Annotated in this window: 17 protein-coding genes and 1 pseudogene; 4 read left to right on the top strand and 14 right to left on the bottom strand. The window is 62.9% G+C overall.

Annotated features, from left to right (window positions below):
• Positions 1–35: 35 nt before the first annotated feature.
• On the bottom strand, positions 36–659 hold the full coding sequence (locus tag LN139_RS02495; protein ID WP_236358451.1) for a glutathione S-transferase family protein: 624 nt from the start codon (positions 657–659) through the stop codon (positions 36–38).
• Between the two features lie 165 nt (positions 660–824).
• Between LN139_RS02495 and LN139_RS02490 the strand changes: the two are divergent.
• Both LN139_RS02490 and LN139_RS02485 read left to right on the top strand, forming a co-directional pair.
• Positions 825–3,258 (top strand): annotated as a pseudogene (locus LN139_RS02490) (acyl-CoA dehydrogenase).
• 63 nt (positions 3,259–3,321) lie between these two features.
• Positions 3,322–3,735: a PA2817 family protein gene (locus LN139_RS02485; RefSeq protein WP_236358449.1), complete on the top strand. Its 414-nt coding sequence runs from the start codon at positions 3,322–3,324 to the stop codon at positions 3,733–3,735.
• Positions 3,736–3,883: 148 nt separating this feature from the next.
• Here the strand turns inward: LN139_RS02485 and LN139_RS02480 are convergent, their stop codons facing one another.
• Positions 3,884–4,648, bottom strand: a complete 765-nt coding sequence (locus LN139_RS02480) for a hypothetical protein (protein WP_236358447.1) — start codon at positions 4,646–4,648, stop codon at positions 3,884–3,886.
• A gap of 148 nt (positions 4,649–4,796) precedes the next feature.
• Here LN139_RS02480 and LN139_RS02475 point away from each other — a divergent pair, with 148 nt between their 5' ends.
• Positions 4,797–5,477, top strand: coding sequence for a helix-turn-helix transcriptional regulator (locus LN139_RS02475; RefSeq protein ID WP_236358446.1), 681 nt, complete (start codon positions 4,797–4,799; stop codon positions 5,475–5,477).
• An 87-nt stretch (positions 5,478–5,564) separates the two neighbouring features.
• Positions 5,565–5,930: a VOC family protein gene (locus LN139_RS02470; RefSeq protein ID WP_236358444.1), complete on the top strand. Its 366-nt coding sequence runs from the start codon at positions 5,565–5,567 to the stop codon at positions 5,928–5,930.
• A gap of 64 nt (positions 5,931–5,994) precedes the next feature.
• On the opposite strand, the gene LN139_RS02465 is transcribed toward LN139_RS02470, so the two are convergent.
• The 12 genes from LN139_RS02465 to LN139_RS02410 form a co-directional block, all read right to left on the bottom strand.
• Complete coding sequence (locus LN139_RS02465) at positions 5,995–6,705, bottom strand: autoinducer binding domain-containing protein (protein WP_236358443.1); 711 nt, start codon at positions 6,703–6,705, stop codon at positions 5,995–5,997.
• A 103-nt stretch (positions 6,706–6,808) separates the two neighbouring features.
• On the bottom strand, positions 6,809–7,996 hold the full coding sequence (locus LN139_RS02460) for an MFS transporter (RefSeq protein ID WP_236358441.1): 1,188 nt from the start codon (positions 7,994–7,996) through the stop codon (positions 6,809–6,811).
• Positions 7,993–9,159 (bottom strand): alpha/beta hydrolase family protein, encoded by a 1,167-nt coding sequence (locus LN139_RS02455; RefSeq protein ID WP_236358439.1) that lies wholly within the window; start codon positions 9,157–9,159, stop codon positions 7,993–7,995. The genes LN139_RS02460 and LN139_RS02455 overlap by 4 nt, the downstream gene beginning before the upstream one ends.
• A complete protein-coding gene (locus LN139_RS02450) occupies positions 9,156–10,574 on the bottom strand; it encodes an SRPBCC family protein (RefSeq protein WP_236358436.1) in 1,419 nt (472 codons plus the stop codon). The genes LN139_RS02455 and LN139_RS02450 overlap by 4 nt, the downstream gene beginning before the upstream one ends.
• A 7-nt stretch (positions 10,575–10,581) precedes the next feature.
• Positions 10,582–10,845: a hypothetical protein gene (locus LN139_RS02445; protein ID WP_236358435.1), complete on the bottom strand. Its 264-nt coding sequence runs from the start codon at positions 10,843–10,845 to the stop codon at positions 10,582–10,584.
• Positions 10,842–12,098, bottom strand: a complete 1,257-nt coding sequence (locus tag LN139_RS02440) for a class I adenylate-forming enzyme family protein (protein WP_236358433.1) — start codon at positions 12,096–12,098, stop codon at positions 10,842–10,844. The genes LN139_RS02445 and LN139_RS02440 overlap by 4 nt, the downstream gene beginning before the upstream one ends.
• A gap of 13 nt (positions 12,099–12,111) precedes the next feature.
• A complete protein-coding gene (locus LN139_RS02435; RefSeq protein ID WP_236358431.1) occupies positions 12,112–12,348 on the bottom strand; it encodes an acyl carrier protein in 237 nt (78 codons plus the stop codon).
• Between the two features lie 18 nt (positions 12,349–12,366).
• Positions 12,367–13,482 (bottom strand): beta-ketoacyl synthase N-terminal-like domain-containing protein, encoded by a 1,116-nt coding sequence (locus LN139_RS02430; RefSeq protein ID WP_236358429.1) that lies wholly within the window; start codon positions 13,480–13,482, stop codon positions 12,367–12,369.
• On the bottom strand, positions 13,475–14,740 hold the full coding sequence (locus tag LN139_RS02425; protein WP_236358427.1) for a beta-ketoacyl-[acyl-carrier-protein] synthase family protein: 1,266 nt from the start codon (positions 14,738–14,740) through the stop codon (positions 13,475–13,477). The genes LN139_RS02430 and LN139_RS02425 overlap by 8 nt, the downstream gene beginning before the upstream one ends.
• 28 nt (positions 14,741–14,768) lie before the next feature.
• Positions 14,769–15,266 (bottom strand): EVE domain-containing protein, encoded by a 498-nt coding sequence (locus LN139_RS02420; protein ID WP_236358425.1) that lies wholly within the window; start codon positions 15,264–15,266, stop codon positions 14,769–14,771.
• A 14-nt stretch (positions 15,267–15,280) separates the two neighbouring features.
• Positions 15,281–15,718 (bottom strand): SRPBCC family protein, encoded by a 438-nt coding sequence (locus LN139_RS02415; protein ID WP_236358424.1) that lies wholly within the window; start codon positions 15,716–15,718, stop codon positions 15,281–15,283.
• A complete protein-coding gene (locus tag LN139_RS02410; RefSeq protein ID WP_236358422.1) occupies positions 15,711–17,054 on the bottom strand; it encodes a coproporphyrinogen-III oxidase family protein in 1,344 nt (447 codons plus the stop codon). Before LN139_RS02410 ends, LN139_RS02415 begins: the two co-directional genes overlap by 8 nt.
• Positions 17,055–17,068: the final 14 nt, after the last annotated feature.

Below are 17,068 nucleotides of genomic sequence, written 5' to 3'. Positions count from 1 at the left end.
GGCATAAGTACAGCAATGCCGATTAATAGTGACTATCAGGTCAGGGCAGTCATTACAGCGCGCCGATAGGCGGGGCGCTCGCACAGCCGCGCGTACCAGGCTTCGAGGTGCGCAAGTGGCGGGCGTTCGATGGGCATGCCGAACCAGCCATAGGCTACGCACCCCAACGGAATGTCGCCCATGCCGATGTGCTCGCCGGAGAGGTACGGCTGGTGCGCAAGCAACGCATCGGCCTGGCCGAGCAGCTCGGCGCAGGCGTCACGTGCGGCCAGGATCGCGGGCCAGTTCTGCTCTGCAGGCGGGGTGCGCATCACGCCCCAGAATACCTCTTTGAACGGCGCGGCCAGGCTCGCAGTGGCCCAGTCCATCCAGAGTTCGGCGCGGGCGCGCGCAGCGGGCTGTTCCGGCCACCAGTGGCTGCCGGCAGCGTGGGTGGCCAGCAGGTAGCGGCAGATGGTGTTGGACTCGTAGAGCGTGAGATCCCCATCTTGCACTACAGGCACTCGGCCATTGGGGTTCATCGCCCGGTATTCAGGGGTGTCGACTACCCCGAAAGCGCCACCAGCGTCGACCTGCTGGTAGTTCAGCCCCAACTCCTCGGCGCACCACAGCACCTTGCGTACGTTGCTTGAATTGACCCGGCCCCAGATTTTCAGCATGGCGAAGCTTCCTTGGCAGTGGCGATGCCCGGCAGTTTAACCCGGCCGAGCGGCCGATACCCCGTAGCCTTTGGCCGAACTTCGCAACGCAGCGGCCGGTCTTCAGGTACACGCCCGGCGCGCAGCGTCTAGACTGCCGGGGCGAGCCTTGAGAAGGAGTTCCCTATGCTGTGGTTGTGGATCGTGCTGCTGGTGCTGGGCATTGCCTGGCTTGCCCATTGCCGAACGGCGCCAGCGCCGGCGCTTGGGCTGGTGGCCCTCTATCTGCTGGCCATGGGCGTGTTCGGCAAGGCGCCGGGCGGGCTGATGCTGGTGCTTTGGGTGCTGCTCGCCGCCACTGCGGCGTTCATCTTCTCGGCGAACTGCGCGTGCGGCTGTTCACCACGCCGTTGTTCAGCTGGTTCAAACGCACGCTGCCGCCGATGTCGGCCACCGAGCGCGACGCGATCGACGCCGGCACCGTGTGGTGGGACGGCGAGCTCTTCAGCGGCCGGCCCGACTGGCACACTCTGCTCAACTACCCCGCGCGCGCCTCACCGATGAAGAACGCGCCTTCATCGATGGCCCCACCGATGAACTGTGCGCAATGCTCACCGACTGGCAGGTCGGCCAGGCGATGGACCTGCCGCCCGAGGCGTGGGCGCACATCAAGGCACACGGATTCTTCGCTTTGATCATCCCCAAGGCCTACGGCGGCAAGGGCTTCTCTGCGTATGCCCATTCGCAGGTGGCGATGAAACTCGCCACCCGCTGCGGCGACCTGGCCTCCACGGTGATGGTGCCCAACTCGCTGGGCCCGGCCGAGCTGCTGCTGCACTACGGCACCGATGAGCAGCGCGACCATTACCTGCCGCGCCTGGCGCGTGGCGAAGAAATCCCCTGCTTCGCCCTCACCGGCCCGCTGGCGGGATCCGATGCCGGCGCCATGCCGGACGTCGGCATCGTCTGCAAAGGCCAGTGGCAAGGCGAAGAAGTACTCGGCCTGCGCCTGACCTGGGAAAAGCGCTACATCACCCTCGGCCCGGTCGCCACCCTGCTGGGCCTTGCCTTCAAGGCATACGACCCGGACCACCTGCTCGGCGACCAAACCGACCTGGGCATCAGCCTGGCGCTCATCCCGACCGACACACCCGGCGTGAACATCGGCCGGCGCCATGTGCCGTTGGGCGCGGCGTTCATGAACGGGCCCAACAGCGGCAAGGATGTGTTCGTGCCGCTTTCGGCGCTGATCGGCGGGCAGCCCATGCTCGGCAAAGGCTGGATGATGCTGATGAACTGCCTGTCGGTGGGCCGCTCGATTTCGCTGCCGGCGGTGGGCACCGGCATGGCCAAGTACACAAGCCTGGTGACCGGCCAGTACGCTCAGGTGCGTGAGCAATTCAATGTGCCGCTCAACGCCTTCGAAGGCATCCAGGAATCCCTCGCACGCATCGGCGGCAACGCCTGGCTGATGGACAGCGCGCGCATCCTTACCGCCAATGCGGTGGACCTGGGCGAGAAACCCTCGGTGCTCTCGGCGATCCTCAAGTACCACCTCACCGAACGCGGCCGCGAGTGCATCACCCACGCGATGGACGTGCACGGCGGCAAGGCGATCATCGACGGGCCGCGCAATTACCTGGGCCGCACCTGGCTGGGCGCGCCGATCTTCATCACCGTGGAAGGGGCGAATATCCTCTCGCGCAACCTGATGATCTTCGGCCAGGGCGCCATCCGCTGCCATCCGTTCGTGCTCAAGGAAATGGCCGCAGCCCACGACAACGACCTGCGTGGTTTCGACAACCTGTTGCTGCGCCACCTGGGTTTCGCCTTCGGCAATGCCTGCAGCACGCTGGTGCTGAGCCTGGGGCTGGGCCATCTGCAGCGCCAGCCTGGCGACGCCCTGAGCCAGCGCTACTTCCGCAACCTCGACCGCCTGGCGGCAGCCTTCGCCCTGCTGGCGGACCTGAACATGATGATGCTCGGCGGCGAGCTCAAGCGCCGCGAGCGCCTCTCGGCGCGGCTGGGCGATGTGCTCAGCTACCTGTACCTGGCCAGCGCTGCGCTCAAGCGCTACCACGACCAGCAATCACCGCAGCACCTGCAACCGCTGCTGCGCTGGGCCATGGATGAAAGCCTGGGCAAGGCTGAAGACGCCCTGAGCAAGCTGCTCGACAACGCGCCCAACCGCTTGCTGGGCGGGCTGTTGCGGTTGGTTATCTTCCCGTTCGGCCGCCGCCACCGCGGGCCAAGCGACAAGGCTGACGCCGAGGTGGCGGCGATCCTTGGCCGCGCACCGGGCGACCTGGCCCTGGAAGACCTGCTTGAAGGCTGCTACCGCCCAACCGACCCCGACGATGCCGTAGGCGCTTTGCATGCCGCCTGCGAGCGGTTGAACGCCGTTGCACCGATCCGCCGCAAACTGCACGCCGCCGTGCGAGCGGGCCAGCTCAAGGCAGCCGCAGGGCAGGACCTGATCGAGGCAGCGGTCGAGCACGGCGTGCTGCTGGCGAGCGAAGGGCAACAGCTCAAGGCTGCGGAAACTGCGCGCCGCGCGGTGATCGACGTGGATGATTTCGGCAAGGACGAGCTGCTGCCTGCCGAAGGCAAGATCCGCTAAGTGTTACAGCGGCCGGCGCAAGCCTTTATACTGCCCGGCCGTTTTCTCCAGGAGCCTTGTGCCATGACCGTTTCCGCCCTCGAACACCACCTGGCCCTGCTCCGCCACCTGCGCAACATCCTCGGCGCCCTCGGCGAGGCCGAGCAGGTGCCCGAGGAAAGCCACGCGCTGTTTCTGGAGCGCTTCGACGAGTTGCTCGAACAACTGCCGCAAGACCCGGTGCAAAGCCAGTACCTGGGCCAGGACCTGATCTGCCAGACCATCCAGCGCTACCCGCAGATCGCCCACCTGGTGCCGCGCGACCTGCTGTGGTTCTTCGGCGGCGATTGCCTGCACTTCATGCCCGATGAAGAGATCGAGCTCTACCAGCAACTGGAAGAGCGGCGCTTCGAAGCCGAAGAGAACGACGAGCCGTTCGACTGGGTGCAGGAGAAGCAGTTGCTGGCGTTGCAGGTCGATCAGGCCAGCCGGCACTGAGATTTCGGCAGCATCAAGCCGTGGCGATCTGGCAGCATCTCGCGCGGCAAGCCGCCCTCCCATTTACTGATTGAACTGGGAGGTTTGGGCTTGGAGCTTGGAGCTTGGAGCTCAGTGGGAGGCCGGCTAGCCGGGCGACGCGCAGGTATCAGCGCCTGCGCAACCGCAAGAACCCCACAACCCCGAATGTCACCAGCAGAGACGCCGCCACCCCCAGTAACAACGCCAGCCAGATCCCCACCACACTCGCCCCCAGCCAGATCACCAAGTAAAACGCCACCACCCCCAGTGCCCCCAGCGCGTTCCCGCGCACGGTGGAGGCCATCGCCAGCAGGCCGACCTGCAAGTGGCTGAACACCACCAGCGGCCAGGCGATCACCGGGATGGGCGCCAGCACACCGCTCACCTTCGGCCCCCACCACGGTGCGCCGCCGGTGATGACCAGCAGCAACGACGTCGCCGCGATCATGCGAGCCGGGATCTCCCAAGAGCGAGACGGGCGCGCACTGGCAGGCAACACGCGGGCAGGTGCCAAGGGCAGGATGGTCGCTACCAGCGCCAGGCATGCCAGCACTGACAGCCACAGTGAGCCCGCCCACTGCAGCAGCGTGCAGGTAAAGGCGAACCCCAGCACCGCAGCGGCAAGCGCCAGCCCCCAGTGCCAACGCTTGGCCACTTGCAGGTAGGCAAGGTAACTGCACACCACCGCCGCCAGGCCGGCCAGCGCGCTGGGCACCACTGCCACGGCAAACGCCGGCCCCTGCTCCAATGCCAGGAACGCCATTACGGTGGTGGAGGTGATCGGCAGGCCAGCCAGCAGCCCACCGAGAAACGGGCCCCAGCGCCGCGCCACCAGGGATATGGCCATCATCAGGCTGGGGGTGATGATCAGTTTGAGAAAGAGGATGTTCATGGCGGGCCAGTTGTCAGACCAGCCCCGAGCCTACTCCATAAGCGAAGCGCTTAGCCATCACCCGTCGATCTGCGCGGAAGCAGTACGCGCGCATCGGCAGCGCTATACAATTCAGGCCCTCGTCCACTCGCTACACGGCCTGCTTTCCATGTCTCGTTCCCAACGACTGTTGAGCCTGATCCAGATTCTGCGCCGCCATCGCTTTCCCGTGACCGGGGCAGCCCTGGCTGAAGAACTGGGCATTACCCTGCGCACGCTCTACCGCGATATCGATACCTTGAAGGAACAAGGTGCTCATATCGAAGGCGTCGCGGGCCTGGGTTTTGTGCTTCATCCAGGCTTCATGCTGCCGCCGCTGATGTTCACCGAAGAGGAACTGGAGGCGCTGGCACTGGGCTCTCGCTGGGTTGCAGCACGGGCGGATGAGCGGCTGGTCATGGCGGCCAGGGATGCCTTGGAAAAAATCCACAGCGTGTTGCCCGAGCGCCTTCGAAACGAACTGGACGACTCGGCATTGCTGGTGGGCGCAAGCCCCGTGCTGGATTCCGCCACTCACCTCAGCCTGCGCCAGGCCATCAAGGCCGAATGCAAGGCACACCTGCACTACCGCGACGGCCAGGGGCAGGTGTCCACACGGCTGGTGTGGCCGTTCGCGCTGGGCTACTTCGACCAGGCCCACGTGCTGGTAGCCTGGTGCGAGCTGCGCGGCAGCTTTCGGCACTTTCGCTGCGACCGTATCCTCACGCTGGAGCCGACCGAGCAACGCTACCCGACACCGCGCCGGGCCCTGCTGAAGGCATGGCGCGCCGACCAGGGCATCCAGGCCTGATACGGCTGCTGACAGAAATAGGTAAAGCGCTGGGTAGGATGGGCGCGACCGTCAATCCGGCGGCCCATATGCAAGCCAGGAGGCCCTATGATCACGCCCAATTTCTTCATCCTGTACGTCGACAACCCCACGGCCAGCGTGGCCTTCTACCAGGCACTGCTCGGCCATCCGCCGCTGGAGGCCTCCCCCACCTTCGCCATGTTCAAGCTCGAATCCGGTGTCATGCTCGGGCTGTGGTCACGCCATACGGTCAAGCCAGGTGCAGGCACGCTGGGCACCGAAGGAGAGATCGCTTTTTGCGTGAGCGACAAGGCACTGGTAGATGCCACCCACACCGACTGGGTCAACAAAGGCTTGCCCGTGGTTCAAACCCCGCAGCACCTGGATTTCGGCTACACCTTCGTCGCACTGGACCCCGATGGCCATCGCCTGCGAGTGTTCGTGCCGGAGTGATGCTGGCTGAAAGCGCAAGGGCCTGAATGGCATTACCGCAATCGCAACTGCGGTAATGCCCAGGTCAACAGAAAACACCCCACATCGCCAATATCACCGCCGCTGCGGTTTTATTCTCGACTTTCAACTTTGCTACCGCATTCTTGATGTGGTAGTTCACCGTATTTTCGGAAATAAACAACAACGCCGAAATCTCTGGCGATGTGCGCCCGACACCTGTCCACTTCAACACTTCCACTTCCCGTTTGGTGAGCTGATGCCGGCATGCATCGGCTTGGTTGTTTCTGTAGTAACGGGAAATATACATATGTGCAGTTGACACTAACCAGCGTATGTTGGCGCGCTTCGACTCCCTTTCCGCGAGTGTAAACTCTTCTCGCGAACGGGCCAGGGTCAACAAACTTTTTGAATACTCGCCGAAGCACGACTGCGCCACGCCGACGCGCAGATCGAATGCCTGCGCATCCTCCCAGAGTTGCGGGCAGGCCGCGAAGCCATGGTTGCTCCATACCGACAGAGCCTGCGAATTCCGGGCATTTGCGACAGTAGGATCAGCCGCCAGATAGCGGCGAGCGTGATAATGAGCCTGCCACTTCTCCGGGTAGTTGTTGATCATTGCGATCTGGGGTTCGGCTTGCATGCTGGGCGACTCGATCCCGAACGCCGCCCATTCAAAACCCAATGCACACACACTCGACGCCACTGCCTGAAAGACGTGTTCTTCTGAAGCACAGCCGTCGAGCACAGTGAGAATATCACTTTGCCAATTGTTCATACTTCATCCTCGCTCCCTGAGGATTCAATATAAACTTTATTGAACTATTCAGACAAGGCCTGTTACAACTTCTATTTGACTCAGCCCCGAAATGCAGCTTTGGTCAGGCGCGATTAACAAGCCCCGGCTGGCCAGGTTCAATACCCGAATCGGCCGACACTTTGAATACGGCACGGCGTGCACACCACAACAACGTTGCCCCCGCCGCTGCCGCGGCCGCCATGACATAGAACGCCGCATGGCCGTAAGTGGCATAAAGCGGCCCGGCGAGCAGAACGAACACCCCCATGCTCAGCCCCATGATCGCCGAGGAATAAAGCCCTTGCGCCGTGGCACACAAGCGTTTGTCCACTGAGCCCATGATCAGCAGCATTGCAGCGAAATGCGATGCTCCGAAGGTTGCCGCATGAAGCGATTGCGCCACCGCCAGCACGGCGATATTGGAGCTCATCCCGATCAGGCACCAACGTGCGGCGGCGGCAATGCCACCCAATACGAGAACGTTGATCGGGCCCAGGCGCTGAACCACCGGCTTGCCGAAAAAGAAGAAGGCCAGCTCCACTGCCAGGCTGACGGCCCACAACGCGCCAATGCTGCTGGCACTGAGGCCTTCGCTGATCCAGTGCAAGGTCGCAAAGGTGAAATAGACCGCATGGCTGCCCTGAATCAGAGATGCCGCGAGCAGAAACAGCATGAACCCCTTGCTGCGCAGAAACGGCCGAAGCGAGGCTTCGGTATTGGTAGGCTGAGCACCCGGCACTCCGGTTGGCAGCAGCAAGACACTGGCAACCAGGATCAGCGCGATGGTACCCACCAGTGCCGTGAGGATGCCCTGCTTGTCCAGCGAAGCGATGAGCGCACCGCCCATCAAGGCGACCAGCAGAAAGGCGACCGAACCCCAGACCCGTATACGGCCGTAGTCCAGGTTGCGTTCCTTGGCATTGGCCAAAGTGATGGTTTCGGCCAACGACATGATCGGCGACCAGCAAGCGAAGGTGAACAGCGTCAGCAGCGTGATGCCCAGTAACGTGTCGACCCAGTAGAAGCACACCGCGCCTGCCAGCATGCCCAGCGCCAGACCGGCCAACAGCCGATGCTGCGACCCGTGACGGTCGCTATGGCGTGCCATCAGCGGTGTGACGACTACCTTCAACGCAAATGACAAAGCGGTCAGAAAGGCGATGGCGGTGTCGTCCAGGCCCTTGGCCTTTAGCCACACCGGCCAGAAAGGCATGTGGATCCCGACAAAGGCGAAGATCGAGAAATACAGAAAACTCAGTCGTGCTTTCAAGGCTGCGCCTCCGGTGTGTGCAATGTTGATATCCAATCGATGATCAGGTCCAGGCATTCGGGCAATTCATGAAGGCACACGTGGGCCTCCCCCTCGAGTACCTCGAGACGGTGATGCCCGCCCCAGGACGCGATAGCCGCACGCAGGTCAGCCAGCGCGAAAATGTCGTCGAAGGCGCCATGAACACTCAGGATTGGCGGGCTCGCCCTGGAGCCTTCGGGCAGCGCCAGGCTGTCGAGCAGTTCAGGCATGCGGGCGAGGTCGGTGATGCCGAAGGCATAGGCGAAGTCTTGCTTGAGCCGCCGCGGCAGGTTCTGGTAGCTGCGAACACGCGGCCCCCCGGAGAAGTTCACCACCCAGCCAAAGGCATCCGGTAACGCGTGGGCAGCTCTGAGCGCCAGGTAGCCGCCGAAGCTCACGCCCAACAGGCCGAGGTCCGAAAGGTCCAGGTAACGGCGTTGGGCCAGCGCCACCAGCAGCTGGGCGATCACCATTTCCATGTCGGCACGCAGCGCGCTGCGCCCCAGCTCCAGGCCCTGGCCGGGGCCTTCGAAAAGGATCACGGCACGGCCGTTGCGCAAGAAGGTCTCACCCAGCGTCAACACTTCGACCTCGGTGATCGAATCCAGGCCATTGATGAGCAATGCACAGGGCCAGGGCTCGCTACGGCTCCGGGCCGGGGTGAGCACCCAGTAACGGTAAGTCGAGGCAGAGGGGTGGCCGCTCACGGTGAAGGTGTATTCGGTCATTCGATAGCCGTCGAACGTCAGGCTCTGCTTGAAACACTCCCGTACTCGCTCCCGCAGCCGAGCCTTGCACTGGCGGTCTTCGAAATACATGAACTCCGCCCAATGCAGGCAAGCCGCCGCGCGGCGCAGAGAAAGCGAACGGGCAGCCACGCCTCTTGCGAGTTCGGCACGTGCCAGGTGGGTGTTGGCACGGCGCTCCCAGGCCTCACGCCAACGATCCCAGAACAGCGCAGAGCCCAGATCCAGGCAGCTCTCATCGAACCCGTCCAGTGCGTAGACGATGTCGCCCCAGCTCAACTTGGGCGCAATGTGCGGGTCGCCGAACAACAACCGCGGAATGAAATAACCGACCGCCTCGAAGACCGCAGGCGACAGCCGTGCGCGGCGGGCAGGCACCGGCACGAGCGCGTTCATGCTGCCACCCTGGCAGCGGCCAGCCGCTGGTCGATCGCCGCAAGCAAGGCCTGCGCATGCGCGGTGACGGTTTCGCTCACACGCCCGGCCTGCTCTGCCGTATTCATGCCGTCGCAGAGTTCGATTTCATGCTCGGCGCGCACCGTACAACTGCGGCCCGAGGCCTCGGGTACAACTTTCCAACGGCCGGTGTGGCGCGCCATGACCGCTGGCGGCACCGGTTGGAAGTATTCGATGGTGCGTTCCAAGGGGTCACACCAGCGAACGCTCTGGACCTCGGCCTGGGCGCCGACATCGCTGCTGAAACTCATCGCCTGCCAGAGGCCATTGTCGAACCGCGTGTCGAGCGTCTGGCAATGCTGGACATATTCAGGCCATGCCTGGATATCCCGCAGCGCGGCGAACACCGCATCGGCGTGATGCGCCAGCCGATGCTCGCTGACCACCGCGAACGCCTGAGAGCCGCTGCCTTCGACATGGCGCTTGAACAGCGTCAGCTCTTGCAGCCCATTGCCTGCCACGAATTCATCGAACCACTGGCTGGCCGCCTGGAGGCTGGAAAACCGCGTCTCGTCATCCGGCAACTGGTCCACCATCTGCCAGCGGCGATCCACCTGAAGCAGGCTGGTTCTGGCATCCAGTGCAATCACCCGCCAGGTGCCGGTCATGCTTTTGAGCAATGGCATCGGCGTCAGCAACTCGAAATCCACACGCCGAGCGCCTTCAAGCAACGTCCGCCGGGTGAGCCAGGACGCAGCCTTGCCATCCAGGTGTGCGTCGATGCGCACTACCTGCATGCCCGGCTCTGCGTGCTCGACCACTGCGCTGTCGCAGTTGCTCAGGATACCGGGCCAGGCCGAGGTATCGCTGACCAGCGCAAATACCTCGTCGGCCGGGGCCTGGCAAATCAGGGACTGGCTGCTGGCCCCCGCGGGGCCACATTCGCGCTGGCGGGCGATGCGATAGGCAGCGTCGCGGATGTTGCCAAGCTCGGTAGTGGAGTTGGCATTGAGCCCACGCAGAAACGAAGCCTCTTCCTGCGCCGCCCTCTGTTGATCGGCTGAGGCCACATCGGCGCGCTGATACAGGTGTTCAAGCACCAGCAGGCTACGAGCTGCACTGAGCGAAATCACCTTCCAGGTCACGCTCATCGCCTTGATGAAGTCCATCGGCATGTCGCTGTGGGACTGGATCGAGAGCAGCGTGTCGTCGAATGCTCTGCGCGAGCACCAGTTCATCACCTTGCCATCGACCATGGCCGAAACACGGATGACCTCATGCTGCTCACCGCGCTCTATCGCGGTAACCGCCTGGCAAGGCTCGAAGAGCAGCGGCCACTGGGCCGAGTCTCGGATAATGCCGTACACCGTCGCTGCCGGCGCATCGCAACACACCGAATGAGAGCAAGCGTTCATCGATACCTCAACAGGTCAGGGAAACAGGGGGAATTTCGAAATGGATGGCGTTGCGGGCGATCTTTCCATTGCCGTTGCGCGGTAATGCCGAGGGCGAGAAATACGATGTAGTCCGGCCATTTTCGGCGCTCAGGCAGGCCTGCAGCGTGTTTGCCACATGCTCGAGGGCTGTGGGCTGGCGTTCGCGGCTGATCTGGCCGGCGACGCACAGCACGGGGCGCTCGCCGTCGTCGCCTGGCACCCGGCGGCTGATCAACGTGGCCTCGCTCACCCCAGTGCACTGGTGTGCGACAGCCTCGATTTCGGCGGGGTAGATCGAGTGGCCGTTGGCGCTGAGCACCACCTCTTCTGCCGGCCCTTGAGCAGCAAGCGGCCAGCCGAATCGAAGCAGGCAAGGTCGCCCGTGCCGTACCAGCTGGGCGGTTCGCTGACCCGGCCGCTGGCGAAATCGACGTAACCATCCATGAGCAGCGCCGTGCGAACTTCAAGCACCCCCGGTTGCTCCGGCGCCTGCGCTTGCACCCTGACCTCTGCCGTGTGGTCAGGCACGCCGATGCAATAGGGTTGCCCCAGATGCGCGCCATCGCGGTGCGCGGCTTCATCCAGCCAACAGAAGGGCCCGAAGGTTTCGGTGAGCCCGTAACCCTGTACCCACTGGCAACTCAGCAGCGACCGCCCCCGCTCGACCACCGGGGCAGGCACGGGCGCAGCGCCATAGGCCAGTACCCTCAGGCTGCTCAAGCTCAATGCCTGGGCGGCCACTGCGTCCAGGAAGGTGGCGAGCAAGGCGGGCCTGAGCATCAGGTGCGTGATTTCAAGATCCGCCACCTGTGTTGCCCAATGCGCCGCGTCGCGCTTGTGCGGGATCACCAGGCAGGCGTTGTGCAGCAGGCAGCCGAAAGCAAAGATCACCCCGGTGGTGTTGTTGAACAGGCCCGTCAGCAAAGCGCGTGCAGTGCCTGAGAATTGCAGCGCTTGGGTCACGCTCAAAACCCGTGCACAGACCAGGCTTTCACCGATGCTGATCGGCTTGGGTGCCCCGGACGTGCCGCTGCTGAACAGGGTCAGGAAGCCGGGGACCGGCTGCAGATCATCGATGATGAATGCCGCCGGCCGGGAGGGCAGTGGCGTCAGCGTGTCCCGGTCTGGCACCACGGCAAGGTGGCGTTGGCCAAGTTCATCGAGCAGCGCGCGATCCTGGGTGAACGCAACGATATGGGCCGGGCGGGCCGCTTCGATGACATCCAGCCATTCCGCGATCGCACCCATGGCGAGGTTGTAAGGCATGATCAGCCGCAACCCCATGGCGCTGGCTGCGGCCAACAGAAACAGCCCGCGTGCATTTGGCTCGATGATCGCCACCACCCGCTCACCCGAATCGACACCCGCCTGCCTCAGATGCCCGATCAGCGCCTGTACTTCGGCGATGGCCTGGGCGCGGGTGTAGGTACGCTCGGCGGTTTCGATGATCGGCTTCGGGTCGTCATGGGCGCCGGCTCGCAGCAACAAATTGATCAGCTTCATCTGGGCAGCCCCTTCAGCGCTGCTGCTGGGCCAGAAAAGCGCTGATCGACTGCCCGGTAGTCCAGTCCTGGCGCTGGGTCTTGGACACCGGGATACCGAAGGCCAGCTCGATCTTCTTGGCCAGTTCCGTCATTTCGGTGGAATCGATGTCGTAGACCAGATCGAGGTCGGCAGCCATGTCGAACTGCTCCTGCTTTACATCCACATAGGCACTGAGCAGCGCCCGAACCGAGTCGGTGAAGTTGTTCATTGCACGATTCCTTGTAGGTCAGTAGCGGCTCATGCCGAGACAGGTGACGTTGCCTTGCGAGGTGGTGCGCGGAATCACCACCGTGTGGAACTCGCTATCGGCGCGGCGGTGTTCGAGCAGGCTGCCCGGTACCCCGGCGTGTTGAAACTCATGGCACGCCAAGGCGGCTTCCAGCACGCCGTTGAGTGAAAACCGGGTTCCCAGGGCCGGTTGCGCGTAGGTGTACGCCTGGGCCCTGCCCGCGGCGTTGTAAGCCTGCTGCAGGCCGGCATGTAGCGCCGCGTCGTCGGTTTCGCCGATGAACAGCACCGGGGCCTGGCCTGCACGAGCGTGCGGCGCAAGGCTGTGAGCGAGGGTCGGGGCCAGGTCGGCGGGCCGCGCAGCAAACCGGTCGCTGAAGTGATCGACCCTGGCCAACGGCCGGGCACCGCGCGCCAGGGCGTGCGCCTCGGACTCCAGGATCAGGAACGCGCCGCCTTCCGAAAAGCACTGCCCACGGTTGCGGCCATTGCCAGTGGCCGTGCTGTCCTGGTCCAGCACGGCGCGCACGAAGTCGCTCGACAGGTCCTCGGCCGCGCCACACACAGCGACCTGAATCCGGCCGGCACGTATCGCCTGGGCGGCATAGCCAAGCGCCTGAAGGCCTGCGACATCGCGGCTGGAGAACGTCTTGGAGTGGCCCGTAAAGCCATACTTGAGCGACAGCTGGCCCTGCAGCGCCGCTGGAAACCAGGCGGTCGCCACATAAGGGCTCATGGCTTTCACGCCCTGGGTATGCAGCAACCGAAGCTCTTTTTCGATATACCCCCAGCCGCCCAGATTGTTGCCGATGAACAGGCCTACAGCTTCAGGTTCGAGGGCTTCGCCGCACAGCTGCGCGTGCGCCAGCGCTTGCTGCGCCGCTGCCAGGCCCAGCAGGCAGAATTTGTCGAGCTTGCGGGCTGTGCGGGCACTCGTGCAGGCACTGAAATCCATCGGTTCCAGCAACCAGAACTGGTTGCCGCGTGGGGTTTCTTCGGTACGGCCGGTGCCCGAACGCTCGGGCAGGAAGCCACAGTTGTCGAGAATCGCACGCGGGGTGGCCCCAAGCGGGCCGATGGCGCTCACGCCAGTCACCACGACAGAGTTACTCATGATCAGTCCTTTTCATCACGATGACGCTGTGGATGCCGGAGAACCCACTGGAGAGTTTCAGGGCATGTTCGATTGCCACCGGGCGGCCCTGCAGCGGCACGTAATCCAGGTCGCAGGCCGGGTCCGGCACCTGGTAATTGATGGTGGGGTGCACGTGCTGGTGATGTATTTCCAGCGCCAGGCTGACCGCTTCGATGGCATTGGCCGCGGCCAGCGAATGGCCAGTCATCGACTTGAGCGAGTTGATCGGTACACGGTAGGCCTGCTCGTGCAGGGCCTTTTTGAGTGCGTTGGTTTCGTTCACATCGTTCTGCGGTGTCGAGCTGCCGTGGGCACTGACGTAGGAGACCTGCTCCGGCTCGATGCCTGCATCGGCCATGGCCAGGCGGATGCAGCGAGCCAGAGCTTCGCCGTCCGGCGCCAGGTCGGTCATGTGGTAGGCGTTGTTCACCGAGGCATAGCCGGTGAGCTCGGCATAGATGCGCGCGCCACGCGCAACGGCATGCTCGTAGGCTTCCAGCACCAGCAGGCCTGCGCCTTCGGCAATCACAAAGCCATCGCGTTGCCCGGAAAACGGCGTCGACGCCTGCTGCGGCGTGGGCACCTGGCGCGTCGACAGTGCCCCGAGCGCTTCGAACGAACCGATCGACAGCGGGCACAACGGCGCTTCGCTCGCCCCGGCCAGCACCACATCCAACTCGCCCTGGCGAATGGCATCCAGCGCCAGCCCCAATGCATCCAGGCCAGCGGTGCAGCCTGTCGACACATTCAGCACCGCGCCCCCGGCGCCATAGCGCTGGGCCAGGCGGGAGGCCGCCAGGCCAAAATCGAATACCTGCTGATCGGCACCACTGGCCCAGGCCGGGTCGATGTCCTCGGTGCCATCGTGGGTCATCTGCAGCAACTGGCTTTCCATCGAAGCGGCATCGGCGATCGCACTGGCAACCACAACGCCGAGGCGCTGCGGGTCGAGTGCATGATCCATGAGCCCCGCATCACTCATCGCCATTTGCCCGGCAGCCAGGGCGAACTGCACGTAGCGCCCGCCGGCAGCGCATTCGCGCGCTCCCAGGTCGAAGTCTTTTTCGTTGAAGTCCTTGGCCTGGCCATAGACCCGGCTTTCGAACCCTAAAGCGGCGCCCCATTGATAGGGGCGGATACCACTGTTGCCATTGACGATGTTGTGCCAGAAGGCATCCACACCGATGCCATTGGCACTCACCACGCCCAACCCTGTCACAACGACTCGACGTTGCACGATATATAGTCCCTTATCACGTAGTGGTTCAGTCAAACAGCGAACTTTGCGCGGCAGCCGCCAGCGGCGGCGCCGGTGTTGCGTTGGGGACGCTGACGACTGTCTGGTACGAAACGTTCATGGCGGTGGCGATCGATTCGAAGTCCTGCTGGCTGATCTCGAAGTGGCCGAACCGAAAGCGATAGCCCCAGTTGCGATTGCCCTGGGTGAATTCCAGTTGTTCGAGCAGCGGATAAATAGAAGCGTCCCGGGTGGCGTAATACTCGACATCCCGCCTGAAGGGCTTGAAGTCCGGCGCCATCTCGAACTGATAAGTACGGTCATCCACGACACGCCCCAGCGCAGTAAATGCCTGGCATTTGCGCACGCCTTTGAACTCATGAACCGGCGAATAGAAAACGATGTAATCACCAGGCGCCATTCTCGCCAGCGGCGAACGCTTGCCGTGGCACACCTGGCAAAAGCCACCCTGTTCTCCGCGTTTGATGTGCTCTCGGGACACCACACCGCACCAGTAACGTGTCATGGAAGGCGAACTCCTCAGGCCGCTTGTGCGATCGAAATCAACTGGCCCAAGGACTCGGCCACTCCACCTTGCATGTGTGGCCACACCGCATCTTCGAAAAAGCCCACGCTGTCGGCGTTGATCAGCGCCTGGACCGTATGAGTGATCAACACCCGGTCACCCAGCGGCTCGAGCCGGTGGCTGTTTTTCAATGTGCCGAAGGGCAGCACGGTTTCGTCCGAAAACTCCTCGCCCTGGGTCACCGTTTTCAGCTCGACAGTCACCGGGCCTGCGCCTTTGGGCGTCAGTTCGATCGTGCCGCCCTCGCGGAACTGCGCCACCAGGCGGGAACACTCGATGCCTTCGTCCCAGCCACTCCAGTTGCCAACGTCGACCCACAGGGCCCAGATGTCGGCCGGGGTCGCAGCGGCGGTCATGGAAACGGTGCAGGTGAAAGCGTGGATATCAGACATGGTGATCGACCTCTTCGTCGGTAACAGGGTGTTCATTGAAAAAATCCTGATCTTTGGCGCCCAACCAGTGAGCCCTTGGGTGCGCGCCCACTTCCACCATCACTCCGTTGAGTGACCAGTTGGGTTCGTTCAGCGAGTCGACATCGTTCCAGAAGGCCGGGTTGAAGAATTCGAGAATGACGTTGGTGTGCCAGACCAACCCAAGCCGGGTGAGCGCCATCCGGTCAGGCATCAGTTCAACCAGCCCCTTGCGCTCGAGCCGGGCGATTTCATCTTTGAAATCGTCCAGGAACGAGGTGGCGAACTTGGAGTGATAGAAGGCGAACTCGATTTCGTAATACAGCAGGGCAAACACCACATAACGCTCACGCTGCACCCGTGGCGACAATTTCTCGGAAACGGTGCTGACGAGAATCTTGTCGTCGTTGCAGTGCTCGATGTACTTCTCGACGTCGGCCTCGGTGCCGAGCCGATAACCGTCGAAGTAGCTGTAGGAACCCGGGCCGATCGCCAGCGTGTCGATGTACACCTTCCAGTTCCAGTGGTTGTACATGTTCTCGTAGCCGGGTTTGGCGAAGTGATCGACCATGTACATGTGAAACCCCATGCTCTCGGCAATTTCCAATGCCTGGCCATACATGTCCTTGACCATGGGTGTTTCCGGGTCATCCGGCTTCTCGACTCGGCCCTTGGTAATCAACCGGCTTTGCGGTGTTTCCTTGTGGATGCGGTACAGGTAGATGGTGAAGTGCGGAACGTCCAGGCTTTTGAGCACTTCGAGATCTTTGCGCCACAGTGCCAGGGTATGCCCGGGCAGGTTGTACATCATGTCGATCTGGATATTGTGCAAGCCCTTGGCCTGGAAGGCGCGGATCACACGGGCAGAATCCTCGGCGGCGTGCGGGGAGCCGATCACACCCAGCAGCTCGGGCTGGAACGACTGCACGCCCAGGCTCAGGCGGTTGATGCGCGACTGGCTCACATAGTCGATCTTTTCGGCGTCATAGTCCCGAGCGTTGCCTTCGAGGGTGAACTCGTACTGAGGGTCAACCTTGAACAACTCGAACACGGTGTCGACGATGCGCCGCAAGTTGCTGGTCTTGAGAATGGAGCCGGTCCCCCCGCCAATATAGATATTGCGCAACAACGCATTCTGGAACTTGGGGTAGCTCGCCCACTTTCTGAGATCCTTGAGCAAGGCATCGACGTACACGCCTTCACGGTCGCGCTTGTCGTTCTCCGGCAACAGGCTCGCAAAATACGGGCACGATTTGCAGCGGGTTCGGCAAAACGGAATGCCGATGTACAGCACGAACTCTTTGCTTTCGGCATTCATGTCGATATGCGTTT

Origin of the sequence: Pseudomonas sp. KNUC1026 (assembly GCF_021650705.1) — a bacterium.
Classification (GTDB): Bacteria; Pseudomonadota; Gammaproteobacteria; order Pseudomonadales; family Pseudomonadaceae; genus Aquipseudomonas.
Note: the sequence above shows the minus strand (reverse complement) of the source record. Positions and strands in the feature narration are given on the sequence as shown.

Excerpts from the sequence above, each read along its gene's own strand:
- LN139_RS02455 (WP_236358439.1), bottom strand. The coding sequence starts at position 9,159 with ATGAACGCGCTCGTGCCGGTGCCTGCCCGCCGCGCACGGCTGTCGCCT.
- LN139_RS02495 (WP_236358451.1), bottom strand. The coding sequence starts at position 659 with ATGCTGAAAATCTGGGGCCGGGTCAATTCAAGCAACGTACGCAAGGTG.
- LN139_RS02475 (WP_236358446.1), top strand. The coding sequence starts at position 4,797 with ATGTCTCGTTCCCAACGACTGTTGAGCCTGATCCAGATTCTGCGCCGC.
- LN139_RS02450 (WP_236358436.1), bottom strand. The coding sequence starts at position 10,574 with ATGAACGCTTGCTCTCATTCGGTGTGTTGCGATGCGCCGGCAGCGACG.
- LN139_RS02435 (WP_236358431.1), bottom strand. The coding sequence starts at position 12,348 with ATGAACAACTTCACCGACTCGGTTCGGGCGCTGCTCAGTGCCTATGTG.
- LN139_RS02470 (WP_236358444.1), top strand. The coding sequence starts at position 5,565 with ATGATCACGCCCAATTTCTTCATCCTGTACGTCGACAACCCCACGGCC.
- LN139_RS02480 (WP_236358447.1), bottom strand. The coding sequence starts at position 4,648 with ATGAACATCCTCTTTCTCAAACTGATCATCACCCCCAGCCTGATGATG.
- LN139_RS02410 (WP_236358422.1), bottom strand. The coding sequence starts at position 17,054 with ATGAATGCCGAAAGCAAAGAGTTCGTGCTGTACATCGGCATTCCGTTT.
- LN139_RS02485 (WP_236358449.1), top strand. The coding sequence starts at position 3,322 with ATGACCGTTTCCGCCCTCGAACACCACCTGGCCCTGCTCCGCCACCTG.
- LN139_RS02420 (WP_236358425.1), bottom strand. The coding sequence starts at position 15,266 with ATGACACGTTACTGGTGCGGTGTGGTGTCCCGAGAGCACATCAAACGC.
- LN139_RS02430 (WP_236358429.1), bottom strand. The coding sequence starts at position 13,482 with ATGAGTAACTCTGTCGTGGTGACTGGCGTGAGCGCCATCGGCCCGCTT.
- LN139_RS02440 (WP_236358433.1), bottom strand. The coding sequence starts at position 12,098 with ATGAAGCTGATCAATTTGTTGCTGCGAGCCGGCGCCCATGACGACCCG.
- LN139_RS02465 (WP_236358443.1), bottom strand. The coding sequence starts at position 6,705 with ATGAACAATTGGCAAAGTGATATTCTCACTGTGCTCGACGGCTGTGCT.
- LN139_RS02415 (WP_236358424.1), bottom strand. The coding sequence starts at position 15,718 with ATGTCTGATATCCACGCTTTCACCTGCACCGTTTCCATGACCGCCGCT.